The sequence below is a fragment of the Thermodesulfobacterium hydrogeniphilum genome, assembly GCF_000746255.1.
In the GTDB taxonomy this organism is placed as follows: Bacteria; Desulfobacterota; Thermodesulfobacteria; order Thermodesulfobacteriales; family Thermodesulfobacteriaceae; genus Thermodesulfobacterium; species Thermodesulfobacterium hydrogeniphilum.
The window spans coordinates 157,484-177,097 of record NZ_JQKW01000008.1 but is presented as its reverse complement, the minus strand read 5'-3'; the positions used below and the strand labels follow the sequence as shown (position 1 = coordinate 177,097).

Genomic DNA, 19,614 nt, shown 5'->3' with positions numbered 1-19,614 from the left:
ATTTTAATGTTTCAATCCCAGTTTTAAGAAATAAAGAAAAGATCTCATAAATTAATATATCCATTAACTTTTAGCTTCATTTCTATATAAAAAATTTTTAGAAAGATTAACAATATTTAAAAGACTTTCTGACTTTATTTCTTCTAAAGCGAAATAAAGAGCTCCCAGCCATTCTGCAATCTCTTTTGCCAGATCCATTTTTAAAAAATCTCTTTTTATCTCTGTATCTACCACTACTGCATCTACATAAGAAAGATTTTTTAATTCATAACAGATATTTTCTGTCTCTTCTAAAGGATCAGATGCTATTTTAATAGGAATATTTGCTTTACCATCTGTAACCAGCATAAGAAGGATTCGGTCTTCAGGAGATTTAAGATGATACTTTTTGATAAGTTTATAAGCCTCAAAAAGGCCTGCAGATAAAGGAGTATTCCCTCCTGTAGGAAGATCTTTTAATTTTTTATAAGCAAGTTCTACAGAAGATGTGGGAGGTAAAACCACATCTGCATTAAATTTTCTAAATAAAATCATAGCTACTTTATCTCTTTTTTGATAACAATCCATTAGCAAAGATAATATAGCACCTTTGGTAGCTATCATTCTTCGTTGGGCCGCCATAGAACCTGAACCATCTACCACAAAAACTACCAAATGGCTTATTTTTCTTTCCTTTTCTTTATACCTTATATCCTCTTTGTAAATAATAAGCTTATCTTTTCTTCCTCTTAACTTTTGAAAAGGAGAAGCTGTTTTAATTGTTCCAAAAAGGTCTATATCTTTATCTTTGCTAAAGATTACACTTCTTACAAATCTTCCTCCTTTAAGGTGGGTTTTACTTTTAGTTCTTCTTCCACTTATACTTCTTATTATGCGGTCCTTTTTAAGTAGAAGTCTTTTTGGTTTAAATACATCTCCCAAATCAAAAATTTCTTCCTTAGGAGCTGATGGTAAAAAAATTTCTAAGCTATCCAGATCAGGCTCTTCATTTTCTTCTTTATTTTCTTCATTTTGAGAAGAGGATTTTTCTTGCTCTTTTTGAGGGAGCTTTTCTGGTTTATTTTGAGATTGATTTTGTGGCTCTTCTTGATTTTTCTGAGATTGTTCTTGATTTTCTTTTTTTTCTTGTTGAGGCTGAAGTTTTTCTTCTACATTTTTCATTCTGTGTAAAAGCACTAAAGGCGCTACAAAATTAACATAATCTGGCTTAATTACAGAGTCTCCTTTCAAAGCTGCATAGGCACGTGAAGCAAAAAAGAGGAAAATCTCAGCTCTATGCGTGAAAGCTCTATTTTTTAAACAAATCTCAACTATATAATCCCAGATAAAATTCTCATATTTTACATTGGTTCTCCAGGACTTAATAATCTCTATATATTTATATAGATTAGAATAACTTTCTAAATAAGAATTTTCCAAATCTTTTTCTTTTTCCCAAAACCTGAGAAGTTCAAAATAAGCCTTTTTGTCTTCCAGTTTTTCTAAAAATACACACATGCCGATTTTATCCAAAAAGTGAGAAGAAATGAAGCCCTCTTCAGGATTAAGAGTTGCAATTATAGTGTAATTATAAGACCTTTGGAAAATAAGAGATAGATATTCTGCAGGAAATAAATTAATTTCTTCAATGAGAACATAAGCATTTTTGGCTTTGTCTAACAAACCTTTTTGATAGACTCTATAACCTATTTCCAAGGTTTTTTCTACATCTATTCCTCCTACTAAGTTTTCTTCTGTAACATTGAGAGGGATTTCCACATAAGGAATCTTAAAGAGATTTAAATACTTTTTAAAAAGCTTTAAAAGAAGAGATTTTCCTAATCCCCTTTTTCCTGCTAATAAAACTCCTCCACAATTTGGATCTATTAAATTTAAAACCAAAGCAAGTTTGGCAGGATAATTACCAATTAATTCTGGGAAAGCCTCTTTAAATTCTGGAAAGGATATCATAAAGTCGTTTCACCTCGCTTTCAGGTTCTTCAAAGGGAAGTCTTTTTAATCTGTGTTTTAAGGCAAAATAAGCAACTCTTTTTATATCTTCTTTTTCAACTTTTTTTCTGAGATTAAAAGCTGCATGTGCTTTGGCTGATTTAAGAAGCACTATGTCTCCCCTGTGACCATCTAAACTGAGTTCAGAGGTAAGCTCCACTACTTTTTCATAAATTTCCTCAGAGACTTCTATTTCAGAGATTAATTTTTTAGCCTCAAGAATTCTTTTTACCAGTTTTTTTTGTTCAGGTTCCCATTTTTGCATAAATTTTTCAGGATTTGTATCAAATTCTATTTTTCTTTTTAAAATTTCTTTTCTTAAATTTTTATCTGTAATAGCCTTTATTTCTACACAAAGACCAAATCTATCTAAAAATTGAGGACGGAGTTCACCTTCTTCTGGATTCATAGTTCCAACCAGAATAAATCTTGCAGGATGGAAAAAAGAAATACCCTCTCTTTCAACTCTATTTATTCCCATAGCTGCTGAGTCTAAAAGTAAATCCACTATGTGATCCTCAAGTAGATTTACCTCATCTATATAAAGAAAATTTCTATTGGCTTTGGCAAGAAGTCCTGGCTCAAAATGTCTTTTACCCTTTGTAATAGCGTACTCTATATCTAAGGTTCCTACGACTCTATCTTCTGTAACTCCGAGAGGAAGTTCCACCACCTCCATCTTCTTTTTTTCAATTTCTATGGATTCTCCATTTTTGATTTTCTCTAAACATTCTATGCAATAAGGTCCTTCTGGTGCACAATTAAACTTACAACCTTTAATAACCTCTATTTCAGGAAGTAAATCTGCTAAAGCTCTAACTGCTGTGCTTTTAGCTGTTCCTTTTTCTCCCATAATAAGAAGACCACCAATAGATGGATCTATAACATTAAGAATAAGCCCGAGTTTCATATCCTCTTGATTAACTATAGCTGTAAACGGAAAAATCACAGTAACCTCCTTTAGACATTTATTATTTTTTGCATTTTCTTTTTCCAGTATTTTACTTCTTCTGCAGTTACAATGTCAATACTTCCTCCTTGAAAATCACCTTTTACATCTCCAATGCTATCTTCCAGCCAGCCTTCAATTTCTAAGTAAACTTTTTTAAGGGCTTTTTTAACATCCTCTGCAGGATCCCACAGTCCCCTTTCCCAAGCTTCTAAGAGTCTTCTTGCTATTTCTTCCAAAGCCCAAGGGTTGTTTTCTTTAAAAAACTCCCTATTTTCTTTATTCATAACAAAGGTTCTTGCAATGTCATCAAAAATCCAGTCATCCACTTCTTGAGTAGTAGCTTCCCAGCCGTAAACTCTACCAATTCTTTTAGATATATCTCCTGCACCTTTGTAACCATGTCTTTTCATCCCTTCAATCCATTTAGGATTTAGAAGTTTAGTTCTTACCACTCTTCTTATTTCATCTGCTAAATCTCTCACTTCTACATTTTCAGGATCTCTGGTATCTCCATAATAGGTTTTTACATTTTTTCCAGATAAGTATCTGGCAGCTGCAGTCATCCCTCCATGGGTTCCAAAATAACAGCAACATCCGAATAAATCATATTCATCTGATACAACTTTATTGTAAGTAATATCCACACTTCTTAAAACTTCTGCAAATTCTTTATGTTTGGCTTCTCCCCAAATACCTTTGCCATAGGCATATCCATTCCAGTAAAGAAATACTTCTGCAAGGTCCTTTTCTTCTTTCCAGGCAGAGGCATAAACTGCTAATTGCGTTCCTGCTTGATAAGTTCCAGGCATGGAGCAGTAAATGCGAAGAGTTCCTGCTCTAAAATCTCCTCCATTTTTATTCATAATTTCCAGAGTATGCTTTTTTACAAAATTCTTTTCAGGTGGTTCATCAAGACTTGCTACTTTTTGAATGGCTTCATCAATTAGTTCTATACAATTAGGGAAGTTATCTCTTGTTATTCCTGAAACCCTTATAGTTACATCAATCCTTGGACGTCCAAGGTTTTCCAAAGGAATTATCTCAAAACCTTTTATTCTTCCGTTAGGAAGCCAAATAGGTTTAACTCCAATGAGGTGCATAATCTGAGCCATTCCTTCTCCATCAGCCCACATTACATCACTTGCCATCCAAAAAATAGCCACATTTTCAGGATAACGACTTTCTTCATTTAAATGTTTTTCTATAAGTTTTTCTGCAAGCCTTTTCCCAATTTCATAGGCAGATTTAGTAGGAATTCTATAGGGATCAAGACTATAAAAGTTTCTTCCTGTGGGTAAAACATCATCTCTTCCACGAGTAATAAGCCCAGAAGGCCCAGCTGGAATATATCCTCCACTAAATCCATTTAAAAGAGTTTTTATTTCCTTAGATTCTTCAATCCTGCGATTTAAATCCAAAATTTCTTCCTTTATTTTTTGCCAGACCGGGTCTTTCCAGTTTATCTTTTTAAGAACTTCTTTAATATTCACACTTCTTCACCTCCTTGCTTTTAAGATTTAACTTTTCAGCACCTCTTTTATCACTTCTTTCCCAATTTTATCTATCATTTCCAGAATAGCTCCATAAGATTTTTTTAGCCTTGAATCAAATTTATTCTGATTCTGTAAAAGCTTTTTCAAATCATAACCTAAAAGTTTAGCTATTTCTCTTCTTAAAGAAATTTCTTTTCCTGCGTCATATCGCATAATAGCATAAATAAAATCAATCCTTCTGTCTCCCTCTGGAAGCTTACCAAAAATATGCATACCATCCTGAATTTGGGTATTTCTAATTAGAGATAATCTGCCATGAATTTCATCTACTATAATATCAAAAGAAATTTGATGAAGTTCTTCATGAGTTAATTCTGAAATAGCTAATCTTTTTCCCTGCCATCTAATTTTAATTTCCTTATCAAGATTGGATTTTTTTAAAGCTTGAAAAATTAAGTGTTGAAGGGCATGGAGTCTTGCTGGATCTTTAACTTTGGATTCTTCGTATTCGCCTATCAATCTATCAAGCTCTTCCAGTTCATCATAAACTCCTGATTCTGTCATAACAGTTTGCATGTGGTCAACAAGCACAGCATAAGAGCGTCTTTTAGCAATTGTTCCTTCAGGAGGATTATCTGCATTGTATATGTAAAGATGTGGTATAGTATCAATTGCTATATCAGGGAAACAGGCTGAGGATAGGGCTACCCCTTTTCCAGGTAAAAATTCCAGATTTCCATGAGTTCCTACATGAACTATAGCATGAGCTTTAAATTCCCTGGAGATCCATTTGTAGGTAGCTACATATTGATGAGGAGGGGGCACATCTGGGTCATGTAAAATCTTACAGACTTTTCCATCGCACCTTGCTCCAGCACACCCTCTTTTAGGTTGCACATGCACTGTTACATTCCCGAATCTGAGCCCAGTTATTACTATCTTCCCATTATAAACCATAGCAGGAGGAATACCTTCTTTCCATTCTCCAGGTGGATTTCCCCAGGCTTCACACATTCTTTTTTGAGTTTTTTCTGGAAGCTCAGAAAACCATTCTAAATACTTTTCTACAGGCACCAAAGCCAGAGCTCCTCCCTTTTCTACGATCTCTTCTACTGTGGTCCATCTAAATTCAGAAATAGCCTTTTTCTGCATAATTTTTTCAATAAGAGCCTTCCCGGATTCTGGAATATTTTCTACTTTATACCCCGCTTTTTCCATTTTACGCATAATCTGAACCACTGATTCAAGGCTATCAAGATGTGCAGCAGAACCAACTGTAGCTTCAACAGAAGCGCAAGGATTATTATGTAAAATAAAAGCAATGCGTCTTTCCCCTGGAGGAATTTTTCTAAGCTCTATCCATCTCTCTATACGGGAGATGAATTTTTTTATTCTTTCAGGAATAGGCATTCTTTTTCTCTCATCAGCCTCTCCATTTACCTGAGCAGAAATTATAATGGGTTCAATTACTCCCTCAAATTCAGGAAGAGCAATAGACCATCCTATATCCAAATTAAGCTCTTCTTTTTCCCACTCTTCAATAGTTTTATAATAGGAGCTAACAGGGCAAAAACAGGAAACATTCAGTTTTTTAAGAATTTCAATTCCATCAAAGGCTGTTTCTTTTTTATCAAAACTTTTTTCTCTGCTTGTTCCTAAGAAAAAAGAAATAAGTTTAATAAAAGCATCTATTCTTGGGTTTCCTTCTTTATTTAAAAACCATTCTAAAACTACCTCTCCAGAACCTTTAGTTCCCAGAGATTCATCTTTAACAGAATAAGCAAAGCCTGAAATCACTTTAAAACCTTTTGCTTCAAACTCTTTAATTAAAATATCTTCTACTTCAGTATTCCCATTTATCCAATAATGCCTTGAGAAAAGAATTCCTATGGTGCCTTTACTTTCTTTAGCTCCCCAGTATTTTTCATACCAGTTTAGATAGTCATCTACACTTTTAAAAATACTTTTAGCAGAGGGATGATAAAGTGCTTCCCAGGGAATTTCCTCAGGCTCCTCATAGTTTATTTCCATATCAAGGGTTTCTTTAAGCAAAAATTTAAGCATATTAGTAAGATTTTTTTCTCCATTTATAACTAAATACTTATAAGCCTTGCTTAACACATCTACTGAAATATTGGATAAAAGCCAATAAGAAGTATCATGTCCTAAACAGACAATCTTAGCTTTTATTTTTTTTATTTCTTTTTCTAAGGTCTCCCAAAAGGGCTCGTTAGAACGGTAGAGGAAAATAAGATCAGCTTTTTTCAAATCTTTTAAAACCCTTTCAAATCTTTCATAATCCATATCCAATGCTCTTGCAGAATGGACTTCTATATCTACCAGATTTTCTAAATTTTTAGAAGCTTTATAAAGCATGTTATAATAAGATTGCCACACAATAGCTATTACCTTCATTTTTGTGCCTCCAAAGGCTTGTTTATACATGAAGTTTCTAAAATAGGAAATATTAATCTAAAGCCATTGTTTTGCACAATTCGCACTTTCACTCCGTAAATCTTCTCTATAAGTTTTTCGTTTAAAATTTTTTCAGGTTTACCTTCTGCCACTATTTTGCCATTTTTAATTAGTATAATTTTATCTGCAAACAGGCTTGCCAGGTTTGGATCATGTAAAGTAACCAAAGCTGTAAGCCCTTTTTCATAAGCCAATTTTTTTATTTTGGAGAGCACTTTTATTTGATTTTTGAAATCTAAATTAGAAGTGGGTTCATCAAGAAGCATAAAAGGTGCTTCTTGAGCTAAAGCTCTTGCAAGAAGCACCAGTTGTTTTTCGCCTCCACTTATTTTATTATAAGGTTTATCTCTCAGATGATAGATTCCCAAGATCTGAAGAGCTTGTTCTGCCTTTTTATAATCCTTTGAATTAGGTGAAGAAAAAAGCCCAACATAAGGAGCTCTGCCTATTAAAACTATATCAAATACAGAATAAGGAAAAGCTGGCTCATGCTCCTGAGGAACAACTGCAAAAATTTTAGCTCTTTCCAAGTGAGAAAGTTTGTTAATCTCTTTTCCATCTGCCAAAATTGAACCTTTGTAAGGTTTCCATATCCCTGTTATACATTTAAAAAGTGTGCTTTTTCCAGAGCCATTAGGACCAAGTATTACTGTTAGTCTTCTTTTTTCTGTAGTAAAACTCACATTTTTTAAAATATCCTCCTTTTGCCCTTTATGTTTAAACCAAAGTTCTTTGATTTCCAACATATTTATTTTCCCCAAGCTTCTTTTCCGCCTTTTTTCAAGAGATATAAGAAAAAAGGTGCACCTGTTAAAGCTGTTATAATACCAACTGGAATATCAAAATTTGTGATAGTTCTTGAGATAGTATCCGCTAAAATCATAAAAGCTGCTCCAGCAGTTAAACTTAGAGGAAAGAGAACTTTATGATCAGGTCCTATAGTCATTCTAACTAAATGAGGAACCATAAGTCCTATCCATCCGATTATTCCACAAACAGAAGTAGCAGTTGCTACTGCCAAGGTGGAAAAGACAATTAAAATCAATCTTTCCCTTTTTACATTTACACCTAAGGATTTAGCCTCTTCTTCTGATAAACTCAGGACATTTAATCTCCATCTCATAAAATAAACAGGTAAAAGGCCGATTAAAGCACCCAAACCTGCTATTTTTAAAGTTTGCCAATCAGCCAAACTGAAGCTACCCATAAGCCAGAAAACTATAGCTTGCAACTTATGAGGATCAACCAGAAATTTTACTATAGAAACCAGAGCCTGAAAAAAAGCAGAAACAATCACTCCTGAAAGAATAAGAGGAAGACGGGAAATTTCTCCTTGAGTTCTTGCTATGAAATATGTCAATGCTACTGCTAAAAGGGCGAAAATAAAAGCATTAAGCTGAATAGACCAATGAGGAAAAAAACCAACAGTAATAGCACATCCAAAAGCAGCACCTGCAGAAATACCAAGAATGAAAGGGTCAACCAGAGGGTTTCTAAAAATTCCTTGCAAGACCACTCCAGATCCAGATAGACTTGCTCCCACAATTCCAGCCAGTAATACTCTAGGAAGTCTTATATCTATAATAATAGCCTTTTCAGCAGAATCCCTTAAGTTAAAAACATGAAAAACTTCATTTAAAATAATTTTAAGAACCATTAAGGGATTAACTTTATAAGCTCCCAAAAATAAAGCAATCCAACCAATAACTAAAGGGGAGAAGATAAGAAAGATAGCTTTAAGGTTCTTCATAAGGTTTAACCTGTTTATAAGAGATACCAAAAACCTTGCGATAAAAATTATCCGCTATTTTTTCAAAATTTATATCTTTAAAATATTCTGGATAAATTTTCATAGCCATATAAAGAGCAACAAGAGCTACTCTTGGAGACCAGGTTGACCAGTGGGGTAGTTTATAAACCTGTTTATTTTTAACAGCTTTAATATGCTCCCACTGAGAATTATTTAAAATCCATTCAGGAGTATATCCTGCATATCCCCAGATAAAAATAACATCTGGATTCCACAGCAAAATCCGTTCTATAGAAACATCAGCATATCGCTGTTTTATAAAACCAGCAGGATTAATACCTCCTATAAAATTAATTATTTCATCAGTAATTCCAATTCCAGCAGAAACTGTAGTAGGTTTTCCTAAAAGATAAATAACCTTTTTTCTTTTCTCAGGAGGAATTTTGGCTACTCTTTTTTTAATCAAGTTAAAAATTTTATCCATTTCTTTGATGACTTCTTCAACCCTTTTTTCTTTACCAAACAGTTTACCATGAATTTTTAAAACCTGATAAAATTCTTTTAAACTATCTGGATAAATAGCAAAAACTTTAAGTCCTTTAGATTCTAAATATTTAATTACCTGAGGAGCATAGGTCCAGGTAATAATCAAATCAGGTTTTAATTTGATAATTGCTTCTATATTTAAATTTGTGCCTACTCCTACAGTTGGTTTTTTTAATTTGGGATTTAAGCTTATAAAAGCTTTGTAAATGTCACAATGCTCTTCAGCCCAGGTTGAAACACCTGCTACCTGATCCCAGAGATTCAAAGCAGGAATAAGCTCATAGCTTATAACAATTACTGCTCTTTTTACAGGGACATTAATAACAATTCTTTTTCCTCTTTTATCAATAAAGGTATAAGGGGTAGCAAAAGCTACCCCAATCCAAAGGTTAACCAAAATCCACAAAGTTAGAATTTTATGGAAAGCTCTGCAAACCATGATCTACCAGGGGCCTTATAATATTGATAATAATCTTCATCAAAAATATTATTTAAGGTAAGAGAAAGCGTTGTGAATTTATTAAATTTATAAGAAAAACTGGCATCAACTACAAAGTATTCATCATAGGAACCATATACATAAGATTTTTTATCTTTATTTTCATCATTACCATACATCTTGTCCACATATCTTCCTACGATATAAGCTGAAAACTTTCCTCTTTTAAGCTCTGCTCCAATATTTCCCATCCAAAGGGGAGTATAAGTGAGTCTTTTCCCTTCAGTAGAAGGTTTAGCATCGTTTTCTTTTATTTCAGAGTCAGTATAAGTGAAATTAGCAAAAAGTTTTAACCATTTTCTAAACTTTTGTTCAATACTAAATTCTATACCTTTTGATTGAGCTTTACCTACATTAACTTTTTCTTGATAAGTAGCATTTACTGTCTTACTATAGATCAGATTTTTCATATTATTTTGAAAATAGGTAATTTCCATTTTAGCTCCCTTCCAAAGTTTCTGTTCAATCCCTATATCCCAGGAAACAACAGTTTCTGGTTTTAAATTTGGATTTCCAGCATATGTAATTCCACTATAAGATGATGTCCATGTTCTGTAAAGTTCGTATACCGTAGGAGGTCTAAAAGCTTTACCAATGGATGTTTTTAAGGTAGTTTTTTCAAAAGGTTTATAAACTATGGCAAATTTAGGAGAAAAGCAAGATTCAGAGTGTGAATCATATTCTATAGGATATCCAGTAGTACCTATCTGATTTACATACCCATCATAAGTTTTCCACCAGTCTTCTCTAATACCAAGATAAGCAGTCAAATTAGGAGATATTTCTATTTCATCTTGGATAAAAATAGCATAACTTTGGGTTTTACCCTTAGATTGATATTTTAAAGTAGTGGTAGATGTTTCATCTCTCCAGTCACTAAGATTTTTTTCTTTGGTATTTGCATAATCCTTAATAAAGCTCCCTCCAAAAGTCAAGATTTGATTAGTAAACAAAGGTAAAGAAAATTGAAGATCTATATAATATCTATTCTGGATAGTATCTGAGAGTTTACCTGGTCCTCCAGAAATAGTTGCTCCATAAGAAGGGGAAATATACCAGTCTTTTTCCGTGGTTAAATAAGATAGATTGAATTTCATTAAAAGATTTTTTAAAATTTTTGTATTAAAATTTAGACCAAAAATATTTTGTGTTCTTCCACCGCTTCCTGCAAGATAATAATATTCCTTAGGATAATATAAAGACTGTCCCGTAGTAGCATTGTAAAGATAGGTATGAGGATTGTCATAATCATATTTATAACGATTCCTCATAAAAGTTAATCTCAGTGCGGTATCTTTTGAAAAATCATACTGAGCTTTTACAGTAATTCCATCATCCCACCAGGTATTATCTCCTTTGTCTCCATAAATATAAACAGGATTTCCATATTTATCATAGCTATTTATATAGCCGAGAATTCCTGCAGGGGGCGCAGAATTTCTTATTACAGGATTTGTAGGATATCCATTGGTGTCATGCCTTCCGTAACTTATAAAAAAACTAAATTTATTGGCAATTTTATCCCCAAAGGATATATAAAATCTTCGCAAATCATCCATAGCTTCACCGCGATCAAAACTTGAACCATAGCCTGATTTAAGAGTGAATTCTCTTTTTTCAGGCATTTTTGTAATAAAATTCACCACACCTCCCATAGCATATCCACCGTAAAGAGAAGAAAAAGGTCCTTTTACTACTTCTATTTTTTCTAAATTTTCAGGAAAAAACCCAGCTATTTTGATGCCCCCATAATAAGGATTATTAAGCACTATTCCATCCATCATTACGAGAGTTCTTTGTTGGCCGGGAATCCCTCTTAAAGTAATTCTTGCTAAGGTATCCATTAATCCTTTACCTCTTTTAACCAAAACACCAGGAATATCATTTAAAGCCTCATCAATGGTTTTAGGATTTTTAATTTCTATGTCTTTTTTGGTTATTACTGTTACACTTCCTGGGGTTTCAGTAATTGGTGTTTCTGTTCTGGTTGCTGTAACCACTACCTCGGGAAGCTCCTGAGTTGCATCTTTAGCATTGTTTTCTTTTGCAAAACAAACACCTTTCAATCCCATAACAGAAATTAAAACTGAACTAATGAAAATCTTTTTAAATTTCATACTTACCTCCTAATATAGATTTAAAAAATTTTAAAAAATAACATCACTTTAATTTTAGTAACAGAAATAGAATAAATGTCAATAATATTTAAAAAATTTTCATAATAACATTTTTAAATAAAATAAAAATTATTTAATGTTAAAAAATTTTTAAAAATGTGTTAATTAAAATTTATAAATTTTTTTCTTGTTTAAATGAAAATCAAAGAGTAAAATTGAAAATACAGAAAATAAAAATGGTAAATAATTTTCTTTTCAGAGAGGCAATTAATTTGGTTCTGGTGAGGCACTCAGAAGTGATAGATCCTTCTATTCTTTATGGACAGATAGACATAGAATTATCTTTAAAAGGGAAAAAAGATTCAGAAAAACTGGTGGAAAAGCTATCTCTTTATACCTGGGATAAGATTTTTGTAAGCCCTTTAAAAAGGACCCTTTATCCTGCTAAATTATTGGCAGAGAAACTAAATATACCTCTGGTGCAGGTTGAAGAAATAAAAGAAATAAACTTTGGAGAATGGGCAGGGAAACCAATAAAAGAGCTTTCTCAAAATCCTGTTTTCTGGGAAAGATATAAAGATCCAGAGAATATAGCACCTCCTAATGGAGAAACTCTTAAAGACTTGAGAAAAAGAGTAAGGAGTTTTTTAGAAAAGATTAAAAGAGAAGAAAAAGGAAATTTTTTGGTTTTTAGCCATGCTGGAGTTATTAAAGCTATATTTTGTGAAATTTTTAATCTACCCTCTTATTTATACTTTTCTTTAAATCTAAACTATTCATCTATATCTATATTTAATTTTTTTCCAGATGGTATTTTTACTCTTTCTCTTTGGAATGCAGACCTTTTATCAGAATAAGCTTTGTTTTTAACACTTCAAAAAGCACCTCATCTATTTTTTTTATAAGAGTTTTATAATACCCTCCATAACTCTTACTTTTACCAAAAAGAAAAGTTCTTAATTCATTTATTTCTTCGTCTTCACAAAAGTTAAAAATTATTTTATCTTTTTGTAAAGCTAATCTTTCTTTTGCTAAAAGCTTTTTAGCCTCTTTAGAAAATTTTTTTAAATCTATTTTAATCTCTTTAAGCTTTTTTAAAGGAATATCAGTAAAAGGAAAATAGATAAAGTTCTTTTTTAAGATTTTAAGCATGTACCAGAGATTAACATATTCCGAACCTCTTATTCCTCTTTTCCATTGATAGATTTCTGGATGCCTTTTAAACCATAGAAAATTTCTCTCACCTAAAATCATTATTTCTTCCATTTCTTTTAATAAAAACCTGATAATTGTTTTGGCTAAAAAATAATTTGGGGATTTTTTAAAGATAGAAAAATTTTTAAAAGTTCTTGGTTTTAAAGGGGCTAAATTAAAAAGATTTTTAATATTTTTTAAAACTCTTAAGCCATTTTTATCTCCAGGGGTATCAAAATGAATAAGAGATAAATAAATCTTACCTTTTTCATAAGTAATTTCTATTAATAAAGGGGTATTTTTCATTCTTTCTGGATTAAGAAAGATTTCGTAAAGCTTTTCCGCTTCTTTCCAGAGATTTTGAAAGTCTCGAACAGGCAAATCAGAAGAAAAAGAATCTTTTAAGGCTTTATCAAATTTTGCCAAAATTTTCATATTGTTAGTTTCTTCTAACAAAAATTCAGAGGGCCACCAGAGATAAAATTCAGGGATATTAATTCCTTGCCAAAGAGGATGAGAATAAAGTTTAGCTTTTATTTTCCCACTAAAAGCCGGAACTCTCTGTTTTTTTCTTTTTATATTTACTAAATTTAACTCTTCAGAAGTAACAAGCCCTGCGCCTCCACAAATTCCAAAATAAATTCCTCCTTTTTTTACAAATCTTCTAATATAACTTGCACCTTTAGATCCAAGTGCTTTAATTTTATTAGAAGCCCATCCCCCAGGAACAAAAAGGATTTTATATTTTTCTAATTTTGTAAGCTCAGAAGCTTTTATAAGATCAAAATTTATACGAGATTTTAAAAGAGCCTGATAAAGCCAGATTCCATAAAGATAAGACTCATCCCAAAGAAGGGCTGCTAAATTGCAATTTTTCTCCATATTTTACCTCATATCCTCTGGGAGTGATCAGCCAATTTTTAAAAATAAAGCTATTAGAATTTCCTATAATTATAGTAGTTTGCATATCTATAGGATATAAATCTATCTTCTTTAGTGTGGTTAAAATAATTTCCTGATTTTTTCTAAAAGCTCCTTTTATAATAGCTACAGGGGTTTCAGATTTTCTATAAGAAAGAAGAACATTTTTGGCTTTAGATAAATGCTCTTTTCTTCCTTTACTTTTTGGATTATATAAAACTATTACAAAATCTCCTTTTCCTGCTAAATGCAATCTTTTTTCTATAACATCCCAGGGAGTTAGTCTATCAGAAAGGCTTATTGCTACAAAGTCATTCATAAGAGGTGCACCAGCTAAAGAGGCACAGGCATTTAAAGCAGAAATGCCAGGAATTATCTCTATTTCTAAATCTAAGCTATTTTTAGACAAAATTTCCAAAACAAGTCCTGCCATTCCATAAATTCCAGGATCTCCTCCACTAATTAAGCTTACCACATTTCCTTCTAAAGCCTTTTTAATAGCAATTTTAGCTCTTTCTACCTCCTCCATCATTCCATAAGCTAAAATTTCCTTATCTTCAATAAGAGGTTTTATTAAATTTATATAAGTTTTATAACCCACAATAAAATCAGAGCTTCTCAAAATAGAAATAGCTTTAGGGGTAAGATTTTCTAAATCACCTGGTCCTGTGCCTACAATATAAAGCTTACCTTTAATTTTATAAACACCTTCAGCTATGGCTATGGTAAGGTCTTTGAAAACTTGTTTGGGAACACACAAAAAAGCCTTTTGAAATTCAGTAAAAGCTGAAAAAAGGGCTGCCTGTTCTGAAACTGAAGCTACTCCAAGAGTTTTCATAGATGCTCCAGGAGGGCTTGAACTATTTACTTGATTTAGCTCTTTTGAAGTAAAAGCAAAAAGTTTAATTTTGTATCTCTCTGATAATTTTTTTAAAGCAGGATGAGAGCCTTTTTTCTGAATAGTTGCTATTCCAGAAAGAGCTTCCCAATAAAACCCTGCCTCTTTAAAAACCTCTTTTAATGTTTTCTCCAAATCCTCTTCTTTTATCCAATCGTGAAACCCTATCCCTACAAATAAATTCTTAGGTATAAGAACTAATTGATTATTTTCATCTACATCTTTTATAAATTTGTTTGTTACAATTATATCTGCTTCTGAAATTGTAGAAACAAGAGAAAAGTGCTTAGGAAAGGGGAGTTTTACCTGAGTGTTTAAAAAAATTTTTAGTTCTTTTGAGGAATTGAATTTTGCCATAATTTTAGGCAGGAGAAAGGGATTTTTAATCTTTAATCCGGTTTTTTTTATCCACAAATCAAGAGCAGGAAGATTTTTAAGATCAGAGGCAGTAGTTATAACAGGATTAGCCTTAATAAAAGAGGCAATGGTCAGACTTAAACTATTAGCTTCTGCAGAGTGTCCTCCTAAAAGAGGAATTACATTTTTCCCTTCTTCATCTATTACAATTATCGCAGGATCTTCTTTTTTATTTTTTATAAAAGATGCTATGCATCTTATAGCTACACCTATGGCAGAAACAAAAATAAAGGCATTATATTTATTCCATATTTCATGAAGAAGCTCTTTTTTAAATTTATATAATTTAGCTTCAGGAAAAATACTTCTAATTTTTTCTGCGATTTCTCTTCCTTTTTCAGAAAGATAAATAATAGCTTTATTCTTTTCCATTTTTAAAGTTTTTATTGTAGAGTTTGGATTTTTTACCAAGATTCTCTTTAAAAGTCCTCAAAGTTTCTCCTACGTAAATAAGAGCTGTTTTTTTAATATTATTTTTATAAAGTATTTTAGAAAGGTCTTTAAGATTCCCAAAAATTATTTTTTCTCCTTTTTGTGTAACTTTATAGGCTATAATAATAGGTGTTTCAGAAGGAAGGATTTCTAAAAGCGTTTTTTCAAGCTTCTCACCAAGCCCGGCACTTAAAAAGAAAACAAGAGTTGATTTGGTTTTAGCAAAACTTTTAATTTCTTCAGAGGAAGCTCCAGAGGTTTTACCTTCTATTCTGGTAAAAATAACAGAGTTGGAAATTTCTGGCAAGGTTAATTCTATTCCCATTTTAGCTGCTCCAGCCATAGCAGAAGAGATACCAGGGATAACTTCATAAGGAATGTTTTTTTCTCTTAAAATCTCTATCTGTTCCTGAATAGCACTATAAATAAAAGGATCTCCACTCACAAGTCTCACTACTTTTTTGGTCTTTTTGATATACTTTTCCATAACAGTAATCAGTTCTTCTAAACACATTTTAGAAGAATCATAAAGATCACCCTTAGTAATTTTTAAAATTTCTTTGTTAATTAAACTTCCTGGGAAAATTACACAATCAGCTGATTTTAGAAGCTTATAGGCTTTTAAAGTGAGAAGTTCTGGATCCCCTGGTCCTGCTCCTACAAAATAAACTTTCATTTTTTCCTTACAATTATAGTAGTAAAATAATTTAAATCTTCTTTTTTAAAATCATCTATATCTAAAAAGATTTTTTCTTCAGAACTTGAGGCGTTTTTTACTCCGTAAACTTGAAATTTCTCATCTTCTAAAAAATCAAAAATTTTATTTAGAGATTTATGGGGTTTCATAAAAATTATGGTATTAAATTCATAAAGAAGATTTTTGATTCTATTTACATAATTAGCAGGAATAATAGCTATGGTTTCATCTCCTAAGGCAAGACTTACAGGAATGGCACAGGCACAGGCATTAATAGAACTAACTCCAGGAATAATTTTAACTTTTATTTTATCTTTTAAAAAGGGATATAAATAAAAAAAAGTGCAATAAAATGAAGGATCTCCCAGAGTTATAAAAACAGCTTCTTTAAAAAATTCCAAATTTTTTAAAATTGTTTCTGCAAGCTTCTGCCAGTGAAGATTTAAATCTGTATTTCTGGTTTTTTTCATAGGAAAATGGAGAGGAATAAGAGTTTTGTGTTTAAGATCTACGATTTTTTCTATTATAGAAAGAGCTGTTCTATTTTTCCCTCCTGTAGGATAAAAAATAAGGGATATCTTTTCAAGAATATTTTTAGCTTTAAGAGTTAAAAGTTCTGGATTCCCAGGACCTATACCTACTACATAAAGTTTCATCTTATTCCTCTAATTATAAAAATAGGATTTTTGGCTTTTAAAATTAAATTATCTTGAAAATTTTCTAATTTTGTAACATTTATTTGAAAAACTTCAACTTTACGAAAATTTTTTCTCAAATATTTTAAAGAAGTATCCAAGGTTTTTAATGTAACAGCTGTAAGAACTACAGTTTTAAGAGAAGAAATCCCTGAGAGAAATTCTAAAATTTCTTTTAATTTGTTTCCACTACCTCCAATAAAAACTCTGTTAGGAGATGGAAGATTTTTTAAGCATTCAGGAGCTATACCTTTTATAATTTCCAAATTACTAATATAATAACGATTTTTATTTTTTTCTATAAGTTCAGTATTTCCTTTTTCTATGGCATAAACTTTCAATTTAGGATTTAGTCTGGCTATTTCAAGACTTACAGAGCCAGACCCTGCACCTATATCCCAGATTATTCCTTTTTCAGGAAGCCTTAATTTGTGAATTACTATAGCTCTTATTTCATCTTTTGTAATCATTCCCTTTTGATGTGCTATTTCCTTTTCTTCCAGACCAAAGATTATATCTTCATCATCAGAAAATTCGTAGTTTATGATAAAAAAATTAGGATCTTTAAATTTGGTTTTAGCTATTATCTGAGGTTTATTTACAAATACTTTTTCTTCTGGATAACCTAATCTCTCAAAAACATAAAAGGTTAATTTTTCAGGTTGAGGAAATTTTTTCAGAAGAACCTGAGCTATAAAAGAAGGATTATTTCGTGAGTCTGTAAGGATACAAACCTTTCCCTCTTTTTTAAGCAAACTAATAAGATAATTAAAATTCACAGCTCTTCCATGTAAGCTTATAGTTTTTATTTGGTGCCAAGGTTTTTTAATAAGACTTAAACCTTTTTGTAAACAGTTAAGATCAGGATAGATTTCAACCTGCTCTTCTCCAAACTTTTCTAAAGCCTTTACTCCTATACCAAAATAAAGAGGATCTCCAGATGCTAAAAGTGCTAAATTACTATTTTTAAGTTTTTCTTCTACAAAAGACATGGTTTCTTTAAAACTTTTCATTAAAACCAATTTTTCTTTTACCAGAGGGTAAATTTCATAGTTTTTAAATACTTCTACAAGTCTTGTTGAGATTATAATATAAGGAACATCCAATAGAAGCTTTTTAACCCTATCTTCCAGAGGTTTAAATCCAATTCCTATAATATACAATTTAGGCATCTTTAAAGGGTTTTAAAAAATAGATTTCCATAATATATTTATTTTTGTTTTTTAATTCTTTTCTTTCTTTTAAAATTGTGTCTGCTACATCTTTTAATTTTCCTGCAATAAGTTTTTCTTTTTCGGTGCCAAGATAGGCTCCCCAGTAAATTTCTAAAGGCTGATTTTTAAAAAGTTTAAAGGTTTCATAATTATCCAGAAAAACTACAGTAGTATTAAAAATATTTTTCATTTTTCTTAAACCTCTTGAAGTGGTAATTGTAATAGTTCCAGCTATTTCATTTAAAGAGGTTTTGCATTTAGCAGAAAGAATCTGCATGGCTGAAATACCAGGAATTACCTCTATTTCTAAAGGTATCTCCTTTTGAACCTCTTTAAAAATTTCAATATGTCCATCATAAAGACAAGGGTCTCCTATAATTAGGAATCCTACCTCTTTTAAAGAGTTTCTGCTTTTTAAAAATTCTATGATAATCCGTGCTTTTTCTTTCCTCCATTGTTTTATTTTTTCTCTGTAATTTCTCCCCTTTTTCCTCTCGGGAAAATTAAGCTCTATTAATTCATAGTTTTCTTCTGGATGGACAAATTTAAGGATATTTTTCCTTATTCTGGTTAAGTCTTCTTTGTTTCCTTTTTTAGCGGGAATGAGAAAGGTTTTTAAATTTTTAATAGTTTCTATAGCCTGAAGCGTTAAAAACTTAGGATCTCCAGGTCCTATTCCAATAAGATATACTTTTCTCATTAAAAAATCTCCTTTAGTTTTAAAAAAGCATTTATAACTGCTGCAGTGGCAGGAGATCCCCCTTTTCTGCTTAAATTGGTAATATAAGGAAAATCTTGTTTAGAAAGTAAAAGCTTGGCAGAAAAAGCATTTACAAATCCTACTGGCAATCCTATTAAAACTATATTTTTTATCTCTTTTTTTTGAAAAATTTCTATAGCTTTAAGAAGCGCTGTAGGAGCATTGCCAATAGCTACAATTCCTAAATTTTTTTCTTTTTCTAAAGCAAGCTCTATAGCTTTTTCTGTTCTGGTAGTTTCATAATTTTTTATTTTGTCAAGGTAGCAAAGGACTTTTATTTTTCCAAGAAATCTTTTAGAAATTCCAGCTCTCAGCATCTCTACATCTACCAGAATATTTTTCTCCTCTTTAAGATTTTTCAAGGCAAGAGAAATAGCCTGAGGATGAAATTTCAAAGTGTCTTTGTATTCAAAGTCTGCTGTAGCATGAATAACTCTTTTTACAATCTCTTTTTCTAAGGAAGAAAAACCTGATAAATTTACTTCATTTTCAATAATATCCATGCTTTTACTTTCTATTTCAAAATCTTTAAGATTTTTTAAAAATTTCTCCATTTTAAACCTTT

At 31.5% G+C, this 19,614-nt stretch carries 14 protein-coding genes and 1 pseudogene; 1 reads left to right on the top strand and 14 read right to left on the bottom strand.

The window, feature by feature from the left end; translation table 11 throughout:
• Positions 1–63 precede the first annotated feature (63 nt).
• The 7 genes and pseudogenes from CC87_RS04695 to CC87_RS04665 form a co-directional block, all read right to left on the bottom strand.
• A complete protein-coding gene (locus CC87_RS04695) occupies positions 64–1,950 on the bottom strand; it encodes a VWA domain-containing protein (protein ID WP_038056632.1) in 1,887 nt (628 codons plus the stop codon).
• Entirely contained in the window at positions 1,928–2,938 is a 1,011-nt protein-coding gene (locus CC87_RS04690; protein ID WP_038056630.1) for a magnesium chelatase ATPase subunit I, read from the bottom strand. Before CC87_RS04690 ends, CC87_RS04695 begins: the two co-directional genes overlap by 23 nt.
• A gap of 11 nt (positions 2,939–2,949) precedes the next feature.
• Positions 2,950–6,498, bottom strand: a pseudogene (cobN, locus tag CC87_RS09260) (cobaltochelatase subunit CobN).
• A gap of 347 nt (positions 6,499–6,845) precedes the next feature.
• A complete protein-coding gene (locus CC87_RS04680) occupies positions 6,846–7,655 on the bottom strand; it encodes an ABC transporter ATP-binding protein (protein ID WP_051920583.1) in 810 nt (269 codons plus the stop codon).
• A 2-nt stretch (positions 7,656–7,657) separates the two neighbouring features.
• Entirely contained in the window at positions 7,658–8,659 is a 1,002-nt protein-coding gene (locus CC87_RS04675) for a FecCD family ABC transporter permease (protein WP_038056628.1), read from the bottom strand.
• Positions 8,646–9,644 carry an ABC transporter substrate-binding protein gene (locus tag CC87_RS04670; RefSeq protein WP_038056626.1) on the bottom strand — a complete coding sequence of 333 codons (999 nt, stop codon included), beginning with the start codon at positions 9,642–9,644 and terminating at the stop codon, positions 8,646–8,648. The genes CC87_RS04675 and CC87_RS04670 overlap by 14 nt, the downstream gene beginning before the upstream one ends.
• Positions 9,614–11,821, bottom strand: a complete 2,208-nt coding sequence (locus CC87_RS04665) for a TonB-dependent receptor (RefSeq protein WP_038056624.1) — start codon at positions 11,819–11,821, stop codon at positions 9,614–9,616. The genes CC87_RS04670 and CC87_RS04665 overlap by 31 nt, the downstream gene beginning before the upstream one ends.
• 215 nt (positions 11,822–12,036) lie before the next feature.
• Between CC87_RS04665 and CC87_RS04660 the strand changes: the two genes are divergently transcribed.
• Positions 12,037–12,678, top strand: a complete 642-nt coding sequence (locus CC87_RS04660) for a histidine phosphatase family protein (protein WP_156955577.1) — start codon at positions 12,037–12,039, stop codon at positions 12,676–12,678.
• Here CC87_RS04660 and CC87_RS04655 read toward each other — a convergent pair.
• Genes CC87_RS04655 through CC87_RS04625 form a run of 7 tightly spaced genes read right to left on the bottom strand, consistent with a single transcriptional unit; the run spans position 12,638 to position 19,603 of the window.
• Positions 12,638–13,897, bottom strand: coding sequence for a BPL-N domain-containing protein (locus tag CC87_RS04655; RefSeq protein ID WP_038056619.1), 1,260 nt, complete (start codon positions 13,895–13,897; stop codon positions 12,638–12,640). The genes CC87_RS04660 and CC87_RS04655 overlap by 41 nt on opposite strands.
• A complete protein-coding gene (gene cobJ / locus CC87_RS08880; protein WP_156955576.1) occupies positions 13,857–15,623 on the bottom strand; it encodes a precorrin-3B C(17)-methyltransferase in 1,767 nt (588 codons plus the stop codon). The genes CC87_RS04655 and cobJ overlap by 41 nt, the downstream gene beginning before the upstream one ends.
• Positions 15,610–16,359, bottom strand: coding sequence for a precorrin-4 C(11)-methyltransferase (gene cobM / locus CC87_RS04645; RefSeq protein WP_038056617.1), 750 nt, complete (start codon positions 16,357–16,359; stop codon positions 15,610–15,612). The genes cobJ and cobM overlap by 14 nt, the downstream gene beginning before the upstream one ends.
• Positions 16,356–17,036: a precorrin-2 C(20)-methyltransferase gene (gene cobI / locus CC87_RS04640; RefSeq protein ID WP_038056614.1), complete on the bottom strand. Its 681-nt coding sequence runs from the start codon at positions 17,034–17,036 to the stop codon at positions 16,356–16,358. The genes cobM and cobI overlap by 4 nt, the downstream gene beginning before the upstream one ends.
• The gene (gene cbiE / locus CC87_RS04635) at positions 17,033–18,247 is read right to left on the bottom strand and encodes a precorrin-6y C5,15-methyltransferase (decarboxylating) subunit CbiE (protein ID WP_084222199.1); all 1,215 of its coding nucleotides are present in this window, start codon (positions 18,245–18,247) and stop codon (positions 17,033–17,035) included. The genes cobI and cbiE overlap by 4 nt, the downstream gene beginning before the upstream one ends.
• The gene (cobF, locus tag CC87_RS04630; protein WP_038056610.1) at positions 18,240–18,989 is read right to left on the bottom strand and encodes a precorrin-6A synthase (deacetylating); all 750 of its coding nucleotides are present in this window, start codon (positions 18,987–18,989) and stop codon (positions 18,240–18,242) included. Before cobF ends, cbiE begins: the two co-directional genes overlap by 8 nt.
• Complete coding sequence (locus tag CC87_RS04625) at positions 18,989–19,603, bottom strand: precorrin-8X methylmutase (RefSeq protein WP_038056608.1); 615 nt, start codon at positions 19,601–19,603, stop codon at positions 18,989–18,991. The genes cobF and CC87_RS04625 overlap by 1 nt, the downstream gene beginning before the upstream one ends.
• Positions 19,604–19,614 lie beyond the last annotated feature (11 nt).

Bases quoted from the DNA above. Each gene is read 5' to 3' on its own strand.
- CC87_RS04695 (WP_038056632.1), bottom strand. From the start codon at position 1,950: ATGATATCCTTTCCAGAATTTAAAGAGGCTTTCCCAGAATTAATTGGT.
- CC87_RS04680 (WP_051920583.1), bottom strand. From the start codon at position 7,655: ATGTTGGAAATCAAAGAACTTTGGTTTAAACATAAAGGGCAAAAGGAG.
- CC87_RS04675 (WP_038056628.1), bottom strand. From the start codon at position 8,659: ATGAAGAACCTTAAAGCTATCTTTCTTATCTTCTCCCCTTTAGTTATT.
- CC87_RS04670 (WP_038056626.1), bottom strand. From the start codon at position 9,644: ATGGTTTGCAGAGCTTTCCATAAAATTCTAACTTTGTGGATTTTGGTT.
- CC87_RS04665 (WP_038056624.1), bottom strand. From the start codon at position 11,821: ATGAAATTTAAAAAGATTTTCATTAGTTCAGTTTTAATTTCTGTTATG.
- CC87_RS04655 (WP_038056619.1), bottom strand. From the start codon at position 13,897: ATGGAGAAAAATTGCAATTTAGCAGCCCTTCTTTGGGATGAGTCTTAT.
- cobJ (WP_156955576.1), bottom strand. From the start codon at position 15,623: ATGGAAAAGAATAAAGCTATTATTTATCTTTCTGAAAAAGGAAGAGAA.
- cobM (WP_038056617.1), bottom strand. From the start codon at position 16,359: ATGAAAGTTTATTTTGTAGGAGCAGGACCAGGGGATCCAGAACTTCTC.
- cobI (WP_038056614.1), bottom strand. From the start codon at position 17,036: ATGAAACTTTATGTAGTAGGTATAGGTCCTGGGAATCCAGAACTTTTA.
- cbiE (WP_084222199.1), bottom strand. From the start codon at position 18,247: ATGCCTAAATTGTATATTATAGGAATTGGATTTAAACCTCTGGAAGAT.
- cobF (WP_038056610.1), bottom strand. From the start codon at position 18,989: ATGAGAAAAGTATATCTTATTGGAATAGGACCTGGAGATCCTAAGTTT.
- CC87_RS04625 (WP_038056608.1), bottom strand. From the start codon at position 19,603: ATGGAGAAATTTTTAAAAAATCTTAAAGATTTTGAAATAGAAAGTAAA.